Below are 19,170 nucleotides of genomic sequence, written 5' to 3'. Positions count from 1 at the left end.
AGTCGAGCGACCCGATCAAGGTCATCACGGTGCGTGCGACGGGTTTCGATCCGGTGGCAGCCGAAGGCGGCAGCGCATCGGTCGAGAAGATCGAAGCGGCGGCAGACGCAGGCAAGTCGCAGTTCGTGAGCCGCGAAGTGACGAAGCTGGACCGTCCGGAGCTGACGTCGGCGAGCATCATCGTGTCGGGTGGCCGCGGCCTGGGCAGCGGCGAGAACTACACGAAGGTTCTCGAGCCGCTGGCCGACAAGCTGTCGGCGGCACTCGGCGCATCGCGCGCGGCAGTCGACGCCGGCTACGTGCCGAACGACTACCAGGTCGGCCAGACCGGCAAGATCGTCGCACCGCAGCTGTACATCGCGGTCGGCATCTCGGGTGCGATCCAGCATCTGGCCGGCATGAAGGATTCGAAGGTGATCGTCGCGATCAACAAGGAGCCGGAAGCACCGATCTTCAGCGTGGCCGACTACGGCCTCGTCGGCGATCTGTTCGCGCTCGTGCCGGAGCTCGTCGGCGAACTCGGCAGTAATGCGGCCTGACCCTGTGCATTCCGTGGAGAACCACAATGACTGACCTTTTTGAGAACCCAATGGGACTGATGGGATTCGAGTTTGTCGAATTCGCGTCCCCTCTTCCTGGCACCCTCGAACCCGTTTTCGAGAAACTCGGTTTCACGCTGGTTGCGCACCATCGTTCGAAAGACGTGTTGCTGTACCGACAAGGCGATATCAATTTCATCGTCAACCGGCAGCCACAAAGCCAGGCTGCGTACTTCGCTGCTGAGCACGGTCCGAGCGCCTGCGGGATGGCGTTCCGCGTCCGCGATGCCCACCGTGCCTACGATCGCGCCCTTGCAATGGGCGCCCAGCCCGTCGACATTCCGACTGGGCCGATGGAACTGCGGCTCCCCGCGATTCGCGGCATCGGCGGCGCACCGATCTACCTGATCGACCGGTTCGAAGATGGCCAGTCCATCTACGACATCGACTTTTCGTTCATCGAAGGCGTTGACCGACATCCGGTCGGGCACGGTTTGACGCGCATCGATCATCTGACGCACAACGTCTACCGCGGCCGAATGGCGCACTGGGCCGGATTCTACGAGAAGCTCTTCAACTTCCGCGAGATTCGCTACTTCGATATACAGGGCGAGTACACGGGCCTCGCTTCGCGGGCGATGACAGCGCCTGACGGCAAAATTCGCATCCCGCTCAACGAGGAATCGTCGCGCGGCAGCGGACAGATCGAGGAATTCTTGATGCAGTTCAACGGCGAAGGAATACAGCATATCGCCCTCGCTACGGATAACCTCGTGGACACGATCGACCGGTTGCAGTTCGCCGGTGTGCCGTTGATGACCGCGCCCAACGATTTCTACTACGACGCGCTGGAAGCGCGATTGCCGGGGCATGGCCAGCCGGTCGACCAACTGAAAACGCGCGGCATCCTGCTGGACGGCAGCACGGCAGATGAAAAGCCACGCCTGTTGCTGCAGATCTTCTCTCAAACGCTGCTCGGGCCCGTGTTTTTCGAGTTCATTCAGCGACAAGGCGACGACGGTTTCGGCGAAGGCAACTTCAAGGCTTTGTTCCAGTCACTCGAACGCGATCAAATCGCGCGGGGCACGCTGCAAACCGGACATTGACGACATCGAGCGCGGGCGGCGCCGAGCGTTTGTCTCGGGCTGCCCGGCCGGCGATACGCGACCGCCACGGAGTAATCAAAAGAATCGGGCGCTTGAGGCAGCGCAGCCGTCAGCCCGTCATCCTGGAGACGCATCAATGAAGCTCATCAAAGCGCTGCTCGTCGCCGCGCTATGGATTGCCGCGCAGTGTGCACACGCACGAAGCAGTTCCGACATGGCCGCCCACGTCGAGGTCCACCAGATTTCCTCACTCACCCTCACCGACAGTCAGATGCTGACCGGCAACAAGAATGGAAAGGCCGTGACGGTAGCCGGCATCCTGCGCCTCGCGAAGCACACGGGAAGACAGCCGGTAGTGGTGCTGATTCATGGTTCGAGCGGAATGGGTGCGAACATCGAAATGTGGGAGCGCACGTTCAACGAGAACGGTATCGGGACATTCGCAATCGATGGATTCACCGGCCGCGGGATCAGGTCCACCAGCCAGGATCAGTCGCAGCTTGGTCGGCTGAACCTCGTTCTCGACGCATATCGGGCGCTGGACCTGCTCTCGCACGATTCCCGCGTCGATCCGGACAAGATCATGCTGATGGGCTTTTCGAGAGGTGGACAGGCAACGCTCTACGCCGCCATGACGCGACTCAATCGCCTGTGGAATACGTCTGGTGTTCGCTTTCGTGCCTATATGCCCTTCTATCCCGACTGCATGACCCGTTATCGCGACGACACCGACGTCAACGGGCCAATCCGCGAATTCCATGGGGCAGACGACGATTACGACCCTGCGCCGGCCTGTGCCGCATACTTCGAGCGGCTGCAACAGGCCGGCAAAGACGCCACCATGACGGTTTTTCCGCACGCATCGCATGCGTTCGACATGCCGTACGCGATGCCCACTGTCGTCGTAAAGGGCGCGCAAACGGTACGGGCGTGCCGTATCGTCGAAAACGAAAGCGGCGAACTGATGAACGAGGCCACCGGTTCACCCTTTTCCTTTCACGACGATTGCGTTCAGACCGACCCCCACGTTGGAGGCAATGCGCAGGCGCGCGACGCGGCAATCGTCGACGTGATGGCGTATCTCAAGACAGTGCTGGGTAGCGGCGGCGACGCGCCGGGCAACTAGCCCGTCGTCGCGGCAATCAGGCTCGCCGCAGCGTCAATGGCGGCCACCTCGCATGCTTTGGGGGCGTCAGGCTTCTTACGTTCCGCCAGTTTGACAACTGGTCTGTCGGGCAAACGAATTTGTCATTCTGGCAAGCACGGAATTCACAACGCGCGGAAGACTGCCGGCCACTGAAGAATGTCAGTGCTGAGTGCGCAGTCGGTCAACCAGCAAGCGGAACGCTGCAGAATTGTTCTTTCTGGTTGGGTAATAGAGATGGTAGCCGGAAAAGGGTGAACACCAATCCTCGAGAAGACGGACGAGACGACCATCGCGAATCATCGGGGCAGCATGGTCTTCGACGAGGCAGGCAACACCCTGCCCGTCCACCGCAGCCGCCAGGATCATGTCCGGGTCATCGAAAGTCAAAGGTCCTTCAACGCGCACTTTCATTTCCTGTCGGCCTTTTTTGAATTGCCAGGCATAAAGCGCCCCTGAGCCGGGCAGGCGAAAATTGATGCAGGCGTGCTGGGCCAACTGATGGGGATGGGTAGGTATGCCGCGTTGGGCAACGTAGCCGGGCGTGGCCACGATCGCCAGGCGGAGGTCAGGTCCGATTTTTACCGCAACCATGTTTGGCGCCACCAGTTCCCCAAGCCTGATACCGGCATCGAATCGATCGTCCGCGAGGTCTCGGAAAGCCGCGTCAATGTTCACCTCGACTTGTATGTCCGGGTAGTCTCTGACGAATTTCTGCAGCACAGGCCATAACACGCTAACCGCGGCATGCCGCGGAGTAGTGATGCGGAGAGTGCCCCGGGGGCTTTCCCGTAGAGAGCCGACAGTACCAAGTGTCAGGTCAATGGCTTCGAAAGCCGGCTTCAGTCCCTGCAAGAAGGTTTCGCCTGCCGGAGTCAACGCGACGCTCCGTGTCGTGCGCGTCAGAAGACGAACACCGAGCCGCGTTTCAAGCCGCCGCAAAGTGTGGCTTAGAGCGGACTGCGACGTCAGCAGGCGCGCTGCGGCGCGCGTGAAACTCCTTTCCTCTGCAACAGCGACGAAGGCATTCAGGTCGATTAGGTCATCTCGGTTCATGTGTTTCCCGCCCCGGTTTCATGATTTGCCAATATAACTGTTTTACTTATTTATATCTGCAATTCAATGGTGTAAACCCGCAAAATGAGGGTGTTCAAGACATAACAGATGACGAGCGATATTCCCCGCACATCGTCTGGTCTCCAAACCACCACGGACGTAACAGCCATGACAAATCATTCGCGTCGAACTTTCCTCGCAGGAACCGCAGCAGCCGCAGTCGCGACGCTGGCGCCGGGGAAATACGCAACGGCTCGCGAGGCTTCATCGCCGGCCATGACCGCACCCATACCCGGAGTATTCCAGCGGACTGTCGGGAAGATCGAGATGCTCTCCGTCTCCGATGGCGCCAACAGCTTTCCGCGTCGAGAAAACTTCGTCTCGAATGTTCCGCCAGCGGACGTCGTCCGCGCACTGCAGGCGGCTCGTTTGCCGACAGACACCATTACGCTAACGTTCACCCCCGTCGTCCTCAAGACTAATGGGCGCGTGATCGTAATTGATACCGGGCTCGGGGAAGCGGCCTTCAGACAGAGCAACGGCGTCGGCGGACAGTTCCATACCAACCTTGAAGCGGCCGGCTACGATGCGGCCGCAGTCGACAGGGTATTGATCTCGCATTTCCATGCCGATCACATTGGTGGACTGGTGACAGCAGATGGCCGCGCGGCATTTCCGAATTCCGAAATCTGGGTACCTGCTGCCGAATACGCGTTTTGGCTGAACGACGCAAACATGGCTCGAGCGGAATCGGAAGCCACAATGGCGAATTTCCAGCGTGCACGCCGCATATTCGGAATTCTCGGCGACTCAGTCAGAACATTCGAGCCGGACACAGAGGTTGCACCGGGCGTCACGTCCATGGCCACACACGGTCACACGCCGGGACATACGTCCTTCGTCGTCGAATCTGGCGCCGATAAGGTGGTCATTCAAGGCGACGTGACCACACATCCAGCGCTATTCATCGGCCATCCGCACTGGCACGGAGCCACGGACATGGATCCTGAGATGGCACAGCAAGCACGAATCAAACTGTATGACCGGGCCGTAGCGGAAGGGATGCTCATTCAAGGATTCCACTTTCCATTTCCGGCTTTGGGCCACTTGGCGCGAGAACAGGACGGCTATCGATTGATTCCTATTGGCTAAGGTGCGCGCACGCGCGCGACGCAGCGGTCGCCGACGTAATGGCTTACTTGAGGACAGGGATGCGCAACGTCAGCGAGGCTCCAGTCGAATAGCGCCGCCATCGTTGCAGACACGACAGCCGCGGCGTCAATCGCCGCTGGCCTCGAGTGCGTGGGGACTGGGTAGACGCCTGACGTTCCGCCCATCTGACCAGCGCCTGTAGTCGGCTGGCGTCATGCCGGTGAGTTGGCTGAAGGCACGCCGAAACGACGTTTCCTCACTGTAGCCGCATTGCAGTGCTACCTGCTTAATGCTTGCTCCAGGCCGCTCGAGCAACACGCAAGCCATTTCGATCCGCACGCGGGTAATGAACCCTTTGGGTGACTCGTCGGTCAAGCGCTTCAGCCGCCGGTGCAGTGTCCGTTCACTGAGACTCAGCGCGCTCGCCAGCGCTTCAGCGGTCAATCCAGGGCTGGCATGGCGAACGATCTGCTCTGCTTGCAGAAGCAGCGGGTCGGTGGCGTTGACGAACCCACGTGGCGCATAAACCAGTTGCGGCAGCGGCAAGCTGTCGGCCACGGAGATATCTGCGGCGAGACGGGCCACATCGGGCCCTGCCTCGCGCCTGATCACGTGCAAGGCCAGATCCACCCAGGACAGCGGACCGCCTGTCGTCACGATCCGATCCTGCTCTTCCACTGCCGTGCCCCACACCGCGCGTGCCTTGGGAAACCGCTGCCTGAACGCATGGTGGAGCCACCACGTGGTCGTACAGCGCCTGCCGTTCAGCAAGCCGGCCTCTCCGAGCACGAAGGTACCTGCACACGCAGCGCCCACCAGCGCACCGGCCTGATGACGCTCTTGCAGCCACGTTGCCGCGTGGCCGATCGATGCGGATACAGGGGGTAGCCGGTCCGGCCCCAGTGCCATACCGGTGACAAGCGCCACGTCGCATTGCGTTAATTCCCGAAACGAGGCATCGATCGGAATCAGCCGGCCCTGCGGATCGCGCAGGCCCTTCCCATCCGCGCTTGCGATGACGGTCTCGAAGGTTGGGAGGGCTCGGCCGGGCAGGTCATATGACGCTTCGGCAGGCGGTGCGCGTAACGCCTGCTCCGTCATCCAGAACAGATCGGCAAGGCCGCTAATGGCGGAGAGCAGGCTGCCTTCGACTGCAACGATTCCTATGCGCACGGCGCGCTCCGTGTCTCAGGGGGGTGGCGAATTTTGCATGAATGTTGGCGAGTTTGCCACCTGCAACGGTTCACTGAAGCCGGATAAATTTGGCACGTCCCCTCAACGATTCGCTTTCACATGAAATTCCCATTCCTTCACGACTGTCCGGTCTCGCTCTTTCAGAGACGCGCGCGCCGTCGGTCCGCATGGTTCAGCCGACTGGTTGCTGCCGTAGCCTTCACGGCGACGCTGACGACGGCTCATGCGGCAGCGACTGCGGCGCCGGCTGTGCGCAACATTGTCCTCGTGCATGGCGCCTTTGCGGACGGATCAAGTTGGAGCCACGTGATCGTCAGGCTACAGCGCATGGGTTACCGCGTCACTGCTGTGCAAAACCCTCTCACTTCGCTCGCAGACGACGTTGCCGCCACCGAAAGCGTCCTGCATCGGCAAACCGGCGACGTACTGCTGGTGGGCCACTCCTGGGCCGGCGCGGTCGTCACGCAGGCCGGCAACGCTGCCAATGTGAAAGGCCTGGTCTATCTGTCCGCGCTGGTACCGGACGACGGCGAGTCCGTCGCCGACCTTCTGCAACGCCTCCACGCGCCGATGACCGGCCTCGCACCGGACGCCCACGGGCTGATCTGGCTCGACGATGCGCGAGCGTTTCAGCACGTCATGGCGGCGGACATTCCGCTCGAACAGGCTCGCGTCCTGGCATCGGTTCAACAGCCTGTCGCGGCGGCCTGCTTCACCGGGAAGATCCAGCACGCGGCCTGGCACGACAAGCCTGTCTGGTATCTGCGAACCACCAACGACAATGCGCTGAAGCCCGCCGTGCAGCAAGCCATTGCGCAGCACATCGGGGCAACGGTCAGGTCGATTCGCTCCAGCCACATGTCGATGCTATCTCACCCGGACGAGGTCGCGAGGCTGATCGATCTGGCCGCCCGGAAGGCATCGCAATGAATTCCAGCGCGTTTCGACGCGCTTCACTCCTCCCCTGACAGGCAGGCTTCAATGAATATCCTTCATCTCGATTCGAGCATGCTCGGCAACAGTTCCATCACGCGAGAGCTGTCCGCGGCCGTGGCAGCTGTTCTCCGGGCGCAGCATCCATCGGCGCATGTGACGTATCGTGATCTCGTCCGTGACGAAATCCGGCATCTCAGCGGCCCAATCGCAGCAGGATTTCGCCAGATCGACGTCGGTGCTCTCGACGACGCCACCGCGCACGAACATGAGCTGTCCGAAGCACTCGTCAAGGAGTTTCTAGCGAGCGACGTCATTGTCGTCGGTGCGCCGATGTACAACTTTTCGGTACCGAGTCAGTTGAAAGCATGGCTTGATCGTGTGGCCCAGGCCGGGCGCACGTTCCGGTATACCGAAAACGGCCCGGTCGGCCTGGCGGGCGGCAAGCAGGTGATCGTAGCCTCGGCGCGCGGTGGGTTTTACGTGGAAGCGCCGCTCGCACACATGGATTTCCAGGAAAGCTACCTGCAGGCGTTCTTCGGTTTCCTGGGCATCACCGACGTCCGGTTCGTACGAGCAGAGGGGGCGTCGAAAGGTCAAGCTGCCCGGGACGAGGGCATCGCACTCGCCATGGCGTCCCTGACCGAGGTACTCGTCAACGTGCGCACGTCCGGTGAGCAAACCATCCAGTAACAGGGGTCGCTTATGCTGTTCGCCATCAAGCTCGGCTACGTCCGTCCCATCGAAGAAATCCAGGCGCATCTCGATGCTCACAAGGCATGGCTCGTCAGATACGCACAGGCGGGAAATATCCTTGCCGCGGGCCCGCTGCATGAAGAAAACGGCGGATTCGTGCTCGCGTATGCGGGCCAACCACGGGATATCGAGAAAATGATTGCCGAAGACCCATTCCATATTCACGGGCTGGCCACGTTCGATGCTCACTGCTGCGAACCTGCCATATGTGCGGCGGGTTTTCCTGCAAACTGGGCAGCAGGCGCCTGGTCGATATGATTGGCTCCGTTTTCGGCGCGTGTTCGCGCAGGCATCCAGATCAGCGCCGTAGGATCATATCCTGACGCTGACCAACGCATCGCCACAGCGCCATCTGCCAGATCATGCGCACGAGCCATGCCGACCTCGCCGCATCTAGGCTGTCAGGGCATCTCGATCCACCTAAGCGCTGATCAAACTAACCAGTCTGTGGAGCCTGCCAGGACCAAAACAGTATCGATGACTCAGATTCATGAACCGGCGTACCCGAGACTCCCTGACGGGCTGGAAGGGGCAGAACTGGAACAGTCTACACGCCCAGCGCGGCAGAGATTCGGCTCGTCTTCAGCTAGCGCGCCCGGGCCGCACCCGGCGGCGGCCGGCCATCGCCTGCTATAATTTCCGGCTACGTTTACCTTCCTGCGGCGCGCTCGATGCAGCGCGCCCCGCCCTGACCCATGCTCGTTCTCGGCATCGAAAGCTCCTGCGACGAAACCGGCCTCGCGCTCTACGACACGCAGCGCGGCCTGCTCGCGCACGCGCTCCATTCGCAGATCGCGATGCACCGCGAATACGGCGGCGTCGTGCCCGAGCTCGCGTCGCGCGACCACATCCGCCGCGCGCTGCCGCTACTCGAGGAAGTCATGGCGCAAAGCGGCACGCGCCGCGACGACATCGACGCGATCGCATTCACGCAAGGCCCCGGCCTCGCCGGCGCGCTGCTGGTCGGCGCGAGCATCGCGAACGCGCTCGCGCTCGCATGGAACAAGCCGACCGTCGGCATCCATCACCTCGAAGGCCACCTGCTGTCGCCGCTGCTCGTCGACGAACCGCCGCCGTTCCCGTTCATTGCGCTGCTGGTGTCGGGCGGCCACACGCAACTGATGCGCGTGACCGACGTCGGCGTGTACGAGACGCTCGGCGAGACGCTCGACGACGCGGCCGGCGAAGCGTTCGACAAGACGGCGAAGCTGATCGGCCTCGGCTATCCGGGCGGCCCGGAAGTGTCGAAGCTCGCGGAAACGGGTACGCCGGGCGCGGTCGTGCTGCCGCGCCCGATGCTGCATTCGGGCGATCTCGACTTCAGCTTCAGCGGCCTGAAGACGGCCGTGCTCACGCAGATGAAGAAGTTCGAAGCGGCGAAGCTGGAGGGCGTTGCGCTCGAGCGCGCGAAGGCCGATCTCGCGCGCGGCTTCGTCGACGCAGCCGTCGACGTGCTCGTCGCGAAATCGCTCGCCGCGCTCAAGAAGACGAAGCTCAAGCGCCTCGTGGTCGCGGGCGGCGTCGGTGCGAACCGCCAGTTGCGCGCGGCGCTGTCGGCCGCCGCGGCCAAGCGCGGCTTCGACGTGCACTACCCCGATCTCGCGCTCTGCACCGACAACGGCGCAATGATCGCGCTCGCCGGCGCACTGCGGCTCGGCCGCTGGCCCGAGCAGGCGAATGCGGACTACGCGTTCACGGTGAAGCCACGCTGGGATCTCGCGTCGCTCGCACGCTGAGTCGCGCGGCGCTGCGCAACGTCGCTCGCACACCCGCACGCGCCGGACGGAAAACGAGAAGGCCGCTCGATTCGAGCGGCCTTCTTCATTGCAGCGGCAAGTCGACGCAGCGCCGCAGCGCCCCGACGTTACGCAGCGTGTCGCTTGTCGCGCTCGATCAGCGCATACGCGCTGTGATTGTGGATCGATTCGAAGTTCTCGGCTTCGAGCACGTAGGCGATCACGCGCTCGTCCGCGTCGAGACGCTGCGCGACGTCGCGCACCAGATCCTCGACGAACTTCGGGTTTTCGTATGCGCGCTCCGTCACGAACTTCTCGTCCGGACGCTTCAGCAAGCCCCACAGCTCGCACGACGCCTCTTCTTCCGCGATGCGGATCAGCGCCTCGACCGGCAGGTCGGCTGCGAGTTCGGCATCGATCGTCACGTGCGAGCGCTGGTTGTGCGCGCCGTACTGCGAAATCTTCTTCGAACACGGGCACAGGCTCGTCACCGGCACGAGCACCTTCAGGAACAGGCGCGTTTCGCCGTTGCGGCATTCGCCCGCGAGCGTCACTTCGTAGTCGAGCAGGCTCTGCACGCCCGACACCGGCGCCGTCTTGTTCACGAAGTACGGGAACGTGACCTCGATGCGGCCGGCCTCGGCTTCCAGCTTCTCGAGCATCGACGCGAGCATCGCGCGGAAGCGCTCGACCGTCAGCGGCGCACGGTTCTCTTCGAGCAGCGCGACGAAGCGCGACATGTGCGTGCCCTTCTGATCGGCAGGCAGGCGCACGTCGAGATTCCAGACGCCGACGCTCGGCTGCACGTCGCCGCTCTCGGTGCACACCGTCAACGGATGCCGGACCGCCTTCACGCCCACGCGCTGAATCGGAATCTGGCGGGTATCCACCGTGCTCTGCACGTCGGGCATCACGAAGGCGGGATTCATCTGGTTCATCTTGTTCAATCCTTGTAAGCCGCGCGTTCGACGACGCGCACGCCGCGTCACGCGGCAGCCGGAAAAGCAACATGGGCCCGCAGGCCCATGTTTTCCGCATCAATGTAGACCGGTTGCGCCAGTCGCACCGACGCCGCCCGCAGGCGGCGCCAGCTTATGCGACGCGCTTCGCCTGATCGGCGACATCGGCCGCCGGGCTCAGGAAGCGTTCGCGAATCGATTTCGCGATGCCCGCGCCGTCGAGGCCGCATTGCGACAGCAGCTTCGCGGGATCACCGTGATCGATGAACTGGTCAGGGAGGCCCAATTGTATTACGGGTCGGATAACCCCACTCTCCATCAGGGCTTCGACGCAGGCCGAGCCCGCACCGCCCATCACGCAGCCTTCCTCGACCGTGACGAGGTAGTCGTGCGTCTCGGCGAGTTCACGCACGAGCGCCGCATCGACCGGCTTCACGAAACGCATGTTCGCGACCGTGGCGTCGAGCTCCTCGCCCGCCGCGAGCGACGGCGCGACCATCGTGCCGAACGCGAGGATCGCGACGCGCTTGCCTTCCGGCTGCGACGTACGGCGACGCACTTCACCCTTGCCGAGCGGGATCTCGGTGAATTCCTTGACCGTCGGCACGCCGGTGCCCGCGCCGCGCGGATAGCGCACCGCGGTCGGGTTCGGCTGCTGCAGCGCCGTGTGCAGCATCTGGCGACACTCGTCCTCGTCGGACGCGGCCATGATCGTCATGTTCGGGATGCAGCGCATGAACGCGAGATCGTATGCGCCCGCGTGCGTCGCGCCGTCGGCGCCGACGAGGCCCGCGCGGTCGATCGCGAACACGACCGGCAGGTTCTGCAGCGCGACGTCGTGGATCAGCTGGTCGTACGCACGTTGCAGGAACGTCGAGTAGATCGCGACGACGGGCTTCAGCCCTTCGGTCGCGAGACCGCCCGCGAACGTCACCGCGTGCTGCTCGGCGATGCCGACGTCGTAGTAGCGATCCTTGAAACGCTTCTCGAACTCGACCATGCCCGAGCCTTCGCGCATCGCGGGCGTGATGCCGACGACGCGCGTATCGCGCTCGGCTTCATCGCACAGCCATTCGCCGAATACTTGCGTATAAGTCTTTTTCGCGGGCGTGGCCGACGGCTTGATGCCTTCCGCCGGGTTGAACTTGCCGGGGCCGTGATAGAGCACGGGATCCGCTTCGGCGAGCTTGTAGCCCTGGCCTTTCTTCGTCACCACGTGCAGGAATTGCGGGCCGCGCAGTTCGCGGATGTTCTGCAGCGTCGGGATCAGCGAATCGAGATCGTGACCGTCGATCGGGCCGATGTAGTTGAAGCCGAACTCCTCGAACAGCGTGGCCGGCACGACCATGCCCTTCGCGTGCTCCTCGAGCTTGCGCGCGAGTTCGAGCACCGGCGGCGCCACGCTCAGCACGCGCTCGACGCCCGCACGCGCGGCCGCGTAGAAGCGGCCCGACATCAGGCGCGCGAGATGGCGGTTCAGCGCGCCGACCGGCGGCGAAATCGACATGTCGTTGTCGTTGAGGATCACGAGCAGCTTCGCATCCTCCGACACGCCCGCGTTGTTCATCGCCTCGAACGCCATGCCGGCCGTCATTGCGCCGTCGCCGATCACCGCGATCGAGAAGCGGTCGTCGCCGTTCAGCTGGCTGCCGATCGCCATCCCGAGCGCCGCCGAGATCGACGTGCTCGAGTGCGCGGTGCCGAACGTGTCGTATTCCGACTCGCTGCGACGCGGGAAGCCCGAGATGCCGTCGTACTGGCGCAGCGAATGCATCTGGTCGCGGCGGCCCGTCAGGATCTTGTGCGGGTAGGTCTGGTGACCCACGTCCCAGACGATCCGGTCGTTCGGCGTGTTGAACACGTAGTGCAACGCGATCGTCAGCTCGACCGTCCCGAGGTTGGACGACAGATGGCCGCCCGTCTTCGACACGCTGTCGAGCACGAACGCGCGCAGTTCATCCGCGAGCGGTTGGAGTTGGCGACGATCGAGGCGGCGCAGATCCGCCGGGTCGTCGATGGTTTTCAGCAAGTCGTACATCGTCGTTCCATTGTAGGAAATCAAACGCGCCCGCATTCTATTGCACGCACCGTAGCGTGTGCGCAGCGGCGGGCTTCGCGTCAGCTGACCCGGTTCACCACCAGGTCGGCAAGTTCGGCGAGACGCTGTGCGCGTGCGCCGAACGGTTTCAGCGCATCATGCGCTTCGGCGCGCAGCTGGGTTGCGAGCTCACGCGACGCGTCGAGGCCGAGGATCGATACGTAGGTCGGCTTGTCGTTCGCCGCATCCTTGCCGGCCGTCTTGCCGAGCGTCGCCGAATCGGTCGTGACGTCGAGAATGTCGTCGACGACCTGGAAGGCCAGACCCACGGCCCCCGCGTAGACGTCGAGCGCGGCCATCGCCTCCGCCGACGGCGTGTCGCCCGCCAGCGCGCCCATCCGCACGGCCGCGCGCAACAGCGCGCCCGTCTTCATCCGGTGCATCGTCTCGAGCTGCTCGCGCGTCAGCTTGAGGCCGACGCTCGCCAGGTCGATCGCCTGCCCGCCGGCCATGCCGATCGAGCCGCTCGCCAGCGCCAGCTCGCGCACGAGCGCGGCCTGCTGCACCGGCGACAGCGCGGCGGCGTCGGTCAGCGCGACGAAAGCCTGCGACTGCAGCGCATCGCCGACCAGCAGCGCCGTCGGCTCGTCGTACTGCACGTGCACGGTCGGCTTGCCGCGTCGCAGCGCGTCGTCGTCCATGCACGGCATGTCGTCGTGCACGAGCGAGTAAACGTGGATCATCTCCAGCGCCGCCGCTGCCGCGTTGCGCGCCGCTTCGGTCGCGCCGGTCAGTTCGCCTGCTGCATGGCACAGCAGCGGGCGAACGCGTTTGCCGCCGCCGAGGACCGCGTAGCGCATCGCTTCGTGGAGTTGCGTGGGCACCACGTTGTCAGCCGGCAAATAGTGGCCGAGTGCGTCCTCGACACGGTCGAGCACGGACCGCATCCATTGTTCGAATGTCATAGATCGTCGTCTTCGCCGTCCGTGGCGGCCGTTCCGGACGAAAGCGGCTTCAGCGTCGCGCCGTCGAGCACGCGAACCTGCTGTTCCACTTTCTCGAGCTGCTGTTGGCAAAACGCAACGAGAGTCGCACCGCGGCGATACGCAGCGAGCGAATCCTCGAGGCTCAACGTGCCGCCTTCCATCCGGGCAACCAGCGTCTCGAGTTCCGCGAGCGCCGTTTCATAGTTGTCCGGCAACGGTTCGGTGCCATTGCCGGGCGGGGTGGCGCCTTGGGATGCGGTTTTCGCCATGGACGAGGGTGTCAAATTTCAAAACAAGTCGGACATTCTACGGCAAAAGAGAATTTTCCGACCTGCCGACTTGGCACCCGGGCACGCATTCGGGCCCCTTCTTCGACACACATTGTGCGCCACCCGATCGCCGCCGGACAAAAAATTGACACAAATCAGGCACTTAATCCTAGCCTTGCGAGGCGAACCGGGTATAATTCCGCGTTTCCCTAAATCGATTTTTCGATGGTTGGGTTGTTCACTGCTTTCACGCTAACACCGGGAGTGGGAATGTCCAATCTGAGCGATGCGCTTCAGTTGAAGTCGGCTCACAGCCAGCTTCCAGTCACTGCATACTTCGATGAGGCGCTGCTCGAGCGCGAGATCGAAACCCTCTTCAAGAAAGGACCTCGTTACGTCGGGCACGAGTTGATGGTGCCCGAGGCGGGGGATTATTTTGCGCTGCCGTCCGAGAAGGAAGGCCGCGTGCTGGTCCGCAACCCGGCGAACCAGATCGAACTGCTGTCGAACGTGTGCCGCCACCGGCAGGCGATCATGCTGAACGGGCGCGGCCACACGCAGAACATCGTGTGTCCGCTGCACCGCTGGACGTACGATCTGGAAGGCCAGTTGCTCGGCGCGCCGCACTTCCCCGACAAGCCGTGCCTGAACCTCGGCAAGAGCCCGCTGCAGAACTGGCAGGGGCTGCTGTTCGAGGCCGAAGGCCGCAACGTGGCGCGCGATCTCGCGAACCTCGGCACGAAGCATCACTTCGACTTCTCCGAGTATCACTTCGATCACGTCGAAGTGCACGAGTGCGATTACAACTGGAAGACGTTCATCGAGGTCTACCTCGAGGATTACCACGTCGTCCCGTTCCACCCGGGCCTCGGCAGCTTCGTGTCGTGCGACGATCTCAAATGGGAGTTCGGCGACTGGTACAGCGTGCAGACGGTCGGCGTGCACAACGCGCTCGCGAAACCGGGCAGCGCGACCTACAAGACTTGGCACGAGCAGGTGCTCAAGTTCCGCAACGGCGTGCCGCCGGAGTTCGGCGCGATCTGGATGGTCTACTACCCGGGCCTGATGATCGAGTGGTATCCGCACGTGCTCGTCGTGTCGTGGCTGATTCCGCGCGGCCCGCAGAAGACGACCAACATCGTCGAGTTCTACTACCCCGAGGAAATCGCGCTGTTCGAGCGCGAGTTCGTCGAGGCCGAGCGCGCCGCCTATATGGAAACGGCCATCGAGGACGACGAAATCGCGATGCGGATGGACGCAGGCCGCCGTGCACTGATGGCGCGCGGCGAATCGCAGGTCGGCCCGTACCAGAGCCCGATGGAAGACGGCATGCAGCACTTCCACGAGTTCCTGCGCCGCCATCTCGGCGATCTCTGACCTGCGCGCGGTGCTTGCGCGCCGCACGGCATTCGGCATATGAAAAGACGGGTTCCGGCCCGTCTTTTTTTGTTTAGACTTGGAGTATCAGGCCGTTTGCACTCCAGGGAGCCGTCATGCCACATACCCACTACACCACGCTCATCTCAGCAACCAATCTCGCCGAGCGCCTGGCCGCGGCGCCGGGCAGCGTTGCCGTGTTCGACTGCCGCTTCGATCTCGCCGATCCGGGCGCAGGCGAAGCCGCCTACGCAGCCGGCCATATCGCGGGCGCACAGTATCTCCATCTCGACCGCGACCTGTCCGGCCGCAAGACCGGCACGAACGGCCGCCATCCGCTGCCGACCCGCGACGCGCTCGCCACGCTGCTCGCCAGCCGCGGTGTCAAGCAGGGCCAGCAGGTCGTCGCCTATGACGCACACGGCGGCGCCTATGCGGCGCGCCTGTGGTGGCTGCTGCGCTGGCTCGGGCACGATTCCGTCGCGGTGCTCGACGGCGGCCTGCAGGCATGGGAAGCAGCCGGCCAGCCGCTGACCGCCGACGTGCCGCACCCGGCCGCCGGCGACTTCCGCGCGGCAGCCCCGCTCGAATCGACGGTCGACGCGGCGGCCGTGCTCGCGAACGTGACGTCGGCCCAGCGCGTCGTGATCGATGCGCGCGCGCCGGATCGCTATCGCGGCGAAAACGAAACGATCGATCGTGTCGGCGGCCATATTCCCGGCGCACGCAACCGGTTCTTCAAGGACAACCTGGCTGCCGACGGCCGCTTCAAGACCGGCCACGAACTGCGCGAGACGTTCACCGCGCTGCTGGCCGGCACCGAACCGAACAACGCGATCCTGCAATGCGGATCCGGCGTGACCGCGTGCCACAACGCACTCGCGCTCGAGATCGCCGGGCTTCACGGTGCGTCGCTGTATCCGGGCTCGTGGAGCGAATGGAGCGCCGATCCGTCGCGGCCGATCGCGACCGGCCCGAACCCGTAAGCACCGGCGCGACACGTCGACGAGGCGACGGCATCTGCCGCCTCGTCGCTTACATCACGCCGTACTTGTGGAACCACTCGATCGCGCGCTTCCAGCCGTCCTCGGCATCGCCCTTCACGTAACTCGGCCGGTAATCGGCGAAGAACGCATGACCGGCATCCGGATAGACGACGATCTCCGATTGGCGCGCGAGCTTCGAATCGCTCGCCTGGATCGCCTTGCGCATGTTCGCGAGCGCCGCCTGCGTGATGTTCGTATCCTTCTCGCCGTACAGCCCGAGCACCGGCACCTTCAGCAACGACGCATGATCGACCGGATTGAACGGTGTCATCTCGTCGGTCTTGCCTTCGACGAACCCGTACCACGCGACGGCCGCCAGCACGTGCGGATTGTGCTCCGCATACAGCCACGCCTGGCGGCCGCCCCAGCAGAACCCCGTCACGCCGAGACGCGACAGGTCGCCGCCGTTCTTGCCGGCCCACGCGACGGTCGCATCGAGATCCTCGGTGACCTGACGGTCCGGCACCTTGTTGACGATGTTGTCGACGAGCGCCTGGATGGTCGGATACTTCGACGCGTCGCCCTGGCGCGCGAACAGGTCGGGCGCGATCGCGAGATAGCCGAGCTTCGCGAAGCGACGGCAGACGTCGGCGATATGCGCATGCACGCCGAAGACCTCGTGGATCACGATGACGACCGGCAGGTTCGTCTTGCCGACCGGCTGCGCGCGATACGCGGGGATGCTCGCGTCGCCCGAGCGGATCTCGATGGTGTCGACGTCCAGCCCGGCGCTGTCGGTCGTGATCGTCTGCGCCGACACGGGCAGCACGGCCGCCGCGAAGGTGCCGCCCAGCGCGGCCTGCATGAATTTGCGGCGCGAGAACGGAACACGGGGAACCAGGCTGTCGACTTCGGGTTTCAACATGAATGCACTCCTCGATTGGGCGCCGCCGTCACGGTCATGGCTTGGACCTGACGGGGCATCGCGCCGGCGGACGGCGCGGATGTCGCGGCGGTTGACACTCCGCCGCAAGCGGAAACCCGCACAAGATGCCCAATAATCCGTTGTCACGTCAACTGTCAGATGTGTAAGACTCGATTACGAAGGCGCAATCCGGCGGCGTCCGTAACGGTATCGACAACCGCGATCCGGCCCGGCAAGTTCATCCGCGGCGCACATGCGGCAAACGCCTTCATGCGCTCGAATGCTTGCGGGTCGGCACGAAACGACGCGCAATAGAGATGCGCAATAAACAGGCCCGGCACGCGAACGCACGACCACCCTGCACTTGAAACGACAACGGGCAGGAAATGCGCGCGATGCGCATTTCCTGCCCGCCCGGCGCACGAACGTGCGGCCGCGTCAGTGCAGCTTGACGCGCGGCAGCGTCGTGCGGCGCAGCCAATGCGCGACCGTATCGAGCATCATGCGCGGATAGCCGTGCAGCGCCGCGATGTGCAGCCGGTACAGCGACATGTACATGAAGCGCGCGAACAACCCTTCGATCAGCATGTTGCCGCCGATCAGCCCGCCCATCAGGTTGCCGACCGCGCTGAAATGACCGAGCGACACGAGCGATCCGAAATCGCGATACGTGAATTCCGGCAGCGAACGCCCGTCGAGCCGGCAACCGATCGCCTTCAGCAGGAAGCTCGCCTGCTGGTGCGCCGCCTGCGCGCGCGGCGGCACGTTGCGCTCGTTGCCGGGCCATACGCAGGCCGCGCAATCGCCGAGCGCGAATACGTTGTCGTCGGTGAAGGTCTGCAGCGTGCGGCGCACGTCGAGCTGGCCGAGCTTGTTGACCTGCAGGCCGTCGAGATTCGACAGCACGGACGGCGCCTTGATGCCGGCCGCCCAGACCGTGAGATCCGCACGCACCGTCTTGCCGCTCGCGGTGTGCACGAAACCCGGCGCGACTTCGGTCACGCGCTCGGCGAGCATCAAGCGCACGCCGAGCTTTTCGAGCAGCTCGGCCGTTGCCGTCGATACGCGCTCCTGCAGCGCGGGCAGAATCCGCGGCCCCGATTCGATCAGCACGATGCCGACGTCGTGCTGCGGGTCGAGCTTGTGCAGCCCGTAGACGGACAGCACCTGCGCGGTATTGCGCAGCTCGGCGGACAACTCGACGCCCGTCGCGCCGCCACCGACGATCACGACCTGGATGCGCGGTTCGGCCGCCGCCCCGGGCGCGGGCTGCGCCGGCGCCTGATGCTCGGCGCGCATGCACGCGGCGATCAGGCGCTTGCGGAAGCGCTCGGCCTCGCCGACCGTATCGAGCGCGATCGCGTTTTCGGCCGCGCCCTGCACGCCGAAGAAGTGCGTCGTGCTGCCGATCGCGATCACGAGCGTGTCGTATTCCAGGTTGCGCGCCGGCAGCAGCTCCGCGCCGTCGCTGTCGTTGACGGGCGACAGCGTGATGCGCTTCGCCGTGCGGTCGAGCGCGGTCAGTTCGCCCTGCTGAAACTCGAAGCCATGCCAGCGCGCCTGCGCCGCGTATTCGAGCTCCTGCGTGAACGGGTCCATGCTGCCGGCCGCGACCTCGTGCAGCAACGGCTTCCAGATGTGGGTCGGATTGCGGTCGACGAGCGTGACGAGCGCACGTGCGGGACGATTGCCGCGCGCGCCGTAACGGTCGCCGAGCCGCGTCGCCAGTTCCAGGCCGCCTGCGCCGCCGCCTACGATGATGATCCGATGCATCTGATTCCCCCTTTGCGATTCGAAACTGCTGCCGCCGCACGAGGCAGACGCGATGCGTTCGCGCCGCCCGTTGGATTAACCGGTTCGGACATCATCGATGTGCAGTTCGAAACACTTCGATGCGTCCGATGCCGGAACACGGGGCGCGCTGCCCCCGCGACAATGACCTGACTGACTTGCATTGTCCGGGAGCTTGCGCGTTGACCACAAGCAAACCATCTCGATATTCAGCATCCCTGCA

General features: G+C 64.0%; 18 protein-coding genes. 10 read left to right on the top strand and 8 right to left on the bottom strand.

Going from position 1 to position 19,170, the window contains the following annotated elements; genetic code table 11:
* The 3 genes from DIE12_RS27600 to DIE12_RS27590 form a co-directional block, all read left to right on the top strand.
* The coding region (locus tag DIE12_RS27600) for an electron transfer flavoprotein subunit alpha/FixB family protein (protein ID WP_148092721.1) at positions 1 to 539 on the top strand (539 nt) is incomplete at its 5' end.
* A 26-nt stretch (positions 540 to 565) separates the two neighbouring features.
* On the top strand, positions 566 to 1,645 hold the full coding sequence (gene hppD, locus DIE12_RS27595) for a 4-hydroxyphenylpyruvate dioxygenase (RefSeq protein ID WP_124522676.1): 1,080 nt from the start codon (positions 566 to 568) through the stop codon (positions 1,643 to 1,645).
* A 136-nt stretch (positions 1,646 to 1,781) separates the two neighbouring features.
* On the top strand, positions 1,782 to 2,771 hold the full coding sequence (locus tag DIE12_RS27590; protein ID WP_124522675.1) for a dienelactone hydrolase family protein: 990 nt from the start codon (positions 1,782 to 1,784) through the stop codon (positions 2,769 to 2,771).
* 180 nt (positions 2,772 to 2,951) lie between these two features.
* Here the strand turns inward: DIE12_RS27590 and DIE12_RS27585 are convergent, their stop codons facing one another.
* Positions 2,952 to 3,845, bottom strand: coding sequence for a LysR family transcriptional regulator (locus tag DIE12_RS27585; RefSeq protein ID WP_124522674.1), 894 nt, complete (start codon positions 3,843 to 3,845; stop codon positions 2,952 to 2,954).
* A gap of 108 nt (positions 3,846 to 3,953) precedes the next feature.
* On the opposite strand from DIE12_RS27585, the gene DIE12_RS27580 reads away from it, so the two are divergent.
* Complete coding sequence (locus DIE12_RS27580) at positions 3,954 to 4,997, top strand: MBL fold metallo-hydrolase (protein ID WP_260429043.1); 1,044 nt, start codon at positions 3,954 to 3,956, stop codon at positions 4,995 to 4,997.
* 126 nt (positions 4,998 to 5,123) lie between these two features.
* Here the strand turns inward: DIE12_RS27580 and DIE12_RS27575 are convergent, their stop codons facing one another.
* Positions 5,124 to 6,170, bottom strand: coding sequence for a GlxA family transcriptional regulator (locus tag DIE12_RS27575; protein WP_124522673.1), 1,047 nt, complete (start codon positions 6,168 to 6,170; stop codon positions 5,124 to 5,126).
* A 120-nt stretch (positions 6,171 to 6,290) separates the two neighbouring features.
* On the opposite strand from DIE12_RS27575, the gene DIE12_RS27570 reads away from it, so the two are divergent.
* From DIE12_RS27570 to tsaD, 4 genes are all read left to right on the top strand, one after another.
* Positions 6,291 to 7,121, top strand: coding sequence for an alpha/beta fold hydrolase (locus DIE12_RS27570; protein WP_124522671.1), 831 nt, complete (start codon positions 6,291 to 6,293; stop codon positions 7,119 to 7,121).
* A 51-nt stretch (positions 7,122 to 7,172) separates the two neighbouring features.
* Positions 7,173 to 7,817, top strand: a complete 645-nt coding sequence (locus DIE12_RS27565) for an FMN-dependent NADH-azoreductase (protein ID WP_124522669.1) — start codon at positions 7,173 to 7,175, stop codon at positions 7,815 to 7,817.
* A 12-nt stretch (positions 7,818 to 7,829) separates the two neighbouring features.
* Entirely contained in the window at positions 7,830 to 8,138 is a 309-nt protein-coding gene (locus DIE12_RS27560) for a YciI family protein (RefSeq protein WP_124522667.1), read from the top strand.
* A 437-nt stretch (positions 8,139 to 8,575) separates the two neighbouring features.
* Positions 8,576 to 9,616 (top strand): tRNA (adenosine(37)-N6)-threonylcarbamoyltransferase complex transferase subunit TsaD, encoded by a 1,041-nt coding sequence (gene tsaD, locus DIE12_RS27555; protein ID WP_044845274.1) that lies wholly within the window; start codon positions 8,576 to 8,578, stop codon positions 9,614 to 9,616.
* A gap of 128 nt (positions 9,617 to 9,744) precedes the next feature.
* On the opposite strand, the gene folE2 is transcribed toward tsaD, so the two are convergent.
* The 4 genes from folE2 to DIE12_RS27535 all read right to left on the bottom strand — a co-directional run bounded on the left by folE2 (position 9,745) and on the right by DIE12_RS27535 (position 13,868).
* Positions 9,745 to 10,554 (bottom strand): GTP cyclohydrolase FolE2, encoded by an 810-nt coding sequence (gene folE2 / locus DIE12_RS27550; RefSeq protein WP_124486428.1) that lies wholly within the window; start codon positions 10,552 to 10,554, stop codon positions 9,745 to 9,747.
* A 154-nt stretch (positions 10,555 to 10,708) separates the two neighbouring features.
* A complete protein-coding gene (dxs, locus tag DIE12_RS27545) occupies positions 10,709 to 12,613 on the bottom strand; it encodes a 1-deoxy-D-xylulose-5-phosphate synthase (RefSeq protein WP_044845272.1) in 1,905 nt (634 codons plus the stop codon).
* Between the two features lie 80 nt (positions 12,614 to 12,693).
* Positions 12,694 to 13,578: a polyprenyl synthetase family protein gene (locus DIE12_RS27540; RefSeq protein ID WP_124522665.1), complete on the bottom strand. Its 885-nt coding sequence runs from the start codon at positions 13,576 to 13,578 to the stop codon at positions 12,694 to 12,696.
* Positions 13,575 to 13,868 (bottom strand): exodeoxyribonuclease VII small subunit, encoded by a 294-nt coding sequence (locus DIE12_RS27535; RefSeq protein ID WP_044845270.1) that lies wholly within the window; start codon positions 13,866 to 13,868, stop codon positions 13,575 to 13,577. The genes DIE12_RS27540 and DIE12_RS27535 overlap by 4 nt, the downstream gene beginning before the upstream one ends.
* A gap of 270 nt (positions 13,869 to 14,138) precedes the next feature.
* On the opposite strand from DIE12_RS27535, the gene DIE12_RS27530 reads away from it, so the two are divergent.
* Together DIE12_RS27530 and DIE12_RS27525 are read left to right on the top strand one after the other, a co-directional pair.
* Positions 14,139 to 15,245 (top strand): aromatic ring-hydroxylating dioxygenase subunit alpha, encoded by a 1,107-nt coding sequence (locus tag DIE12_RS27530; RefSeq protein ID WP_044845269.1) that lies wholly within the window; start codon positions 14,139 to 14,141, stop codon positions 15,243 to 15,245.
* Positions 15,246 to 15,361: 116 nt separating this feature from the next.
* Positions 15,362 to 16,231, top strand: coding sequence for a sulfurtransferase (locus tag DIE12_RS27525; RefSeq protein WP_124486430.1), 870 nt, complete (start codon positions 15,362 to 15,364; stop codon positions 16,229 to 16,231).
* Positions 16,232 to 16,280: 49 nt separating this feature from the next.
* Here DIE12_RS27525 and DIE12_RS27520 read toward each other — a convergent pair whose 3' ends face one another.
* Positions 16,281 to 17,156 (bottom strand): dienelactone hydrolase family protein, encoded by an 876-nt coding sequence (locus DIE12_RS27520; RefSeq protein WP_124486431.1) that lies wholly within the window; start codon positions 17,154 to 17,156, stop codon positions 16,281 to 16,283.
* A 438-nt stretch (positions 17,157 to 17,594) separates the two neighbouring features.
* Positions 17,595 to 18,929, bottom strand: coding sequence for an NAD(P)/FAD-dependent oxidoreductase (locus DIE12_RS27515; protein WP_124522664.1), 1,335 nt, complete (start codon positions 18,927 to 18,929; stop codon positions 17,595 to 17,597).
* Between the last annotated feature and the right edge of the window lie 241 nt (positions 18,930 to 19,170).

It is taken from the genome of Burkholderia sp. Bp9015, from assembly GCF_003853505.1.
Taxonomy (GTDB): Bacteria; Pseudomonadota; Gammaproteobacteria; order Burkholderiales; family Burkholderiaceae; genus Burkholderia.
Note: the sequence above shows the minus strand (reverse complement) of the source record. Positions and strands in the feature narration are given on the sequence as shown.

Excerpts from the sequence above, each read along its gene's own strand:
- hppD (WP_124522676.1), top strand. The coding sequence starts at position 566 with ATGACTGACCTTTTTGAGAACCCAATGGGACTGATGGGATTCGAGTTT.
- DIE12_RS27590 (WP_124522675.1), top strand. The coding sequence starts at position 1,782 with ATGAAGCTCATCAAAGCGCTGCTCGTCGCCGCGCTATGGATTGCCGCG.
- DIE12_RS27585 (WP_124522674.1), bottom strand. The coding sequence starts at position 3,845 with ATGAACCGAGATGACCTAATCGACCTGAATGCCTTCGTCGCTGTTGCA.
- DIE12_RS27580 (WP_260429043.1), top strand. The coding sequence starts at position 3,954 with ATGACGAGCGATATTCCCCGCACATCGTCTGGTCTCCAAACCACCACG.
- DIE12_RS27570 (WP_124522671.1), top strand. The coding sequence starts at position 6,291 with ATGAAATTCCCATTCCTTCACGACTGTCCGGTCTCGCTCTTTCAGAGA.
- DIE12_RS27565 (WP_124522669.1), top strand. The coding sequence starts at position 7,173 with ATGAATATCCTTCATCTCGATTCGAGCATGCTCGGCAACAGTTCCATC.
- DIE12_RS27560 (WP_124522667.1), top strand. The coding sequence starts at position 7,830 with ATGCTGTTCGCCATCAAGCTCGGCTACGTCCGTCCCATCGAAGAAATC.
- tsaD (WP_044845274.1), top strand. The coding sequence starts at position 8,576 with ATGCTCGTTCTCGGCATCGAAAGCTCCTGCGACGAAACCGGCCTCGCG.
- folE2 (WP_124486428.1), bottom strand. The coding sequence starts at position 10,554 with ATGAACCAGATGAATCCCGCCTTCGTGATGCCCGACGTGCAGAGCACG.
- dxs (WP_044845272.1), bottom strand. The coding sequence starts at position 12,613 with ATGTACGACTTGCTGAAAACCATCGACGACCCGGCGGATCTGCGCCGC.
- DIE12_RS27540 (WP_124522665.1), bottom strand. The coding sequence starts at position 13,578 with ATGACATTCGAACAATGGATGCGGTCCGTGCTCGACCGTGTCGAGGAC.
- DIE12_RS27535 (WP_044845270.1), bottom strand. The coding sequence starts at position 13,868 with ATGGCGAAAACCGCATCCCAAGGCGCCACCCCGCCCGGCAATGGCACC.
- DIE12_RS27530 (WP_044845269.1), top strand. The coding sequence starts at position 14,139 with ATGTCCAATCTGAGCGATGCGCTTCAGTTGAAGTCGGCTCACAGCCAG.
- DIE12_RS27525 (WP_124486430.1), top strand. The coding sequence starts at position 15,362 with ATGCCACATACCCACTACACCACGCTCATCTCAGCAACCAATCTCGCC.
- DIE12_RS27520 (WP_124486431.1), bottom strand. The coding sequence starts at position 17,156 with ATGTTGAAACCCGAAGTCGACAGCCTGGTTCCCCGTGTTCCGTTCTCG.
- DIE12_RS27515 (WP_124522664.1), bottom strand. The coding sequence starts at position 18,929 with ATGCATCGGATCATCATCGTAGGCGGCGGCGCAGGCGGCCTGGAACTG.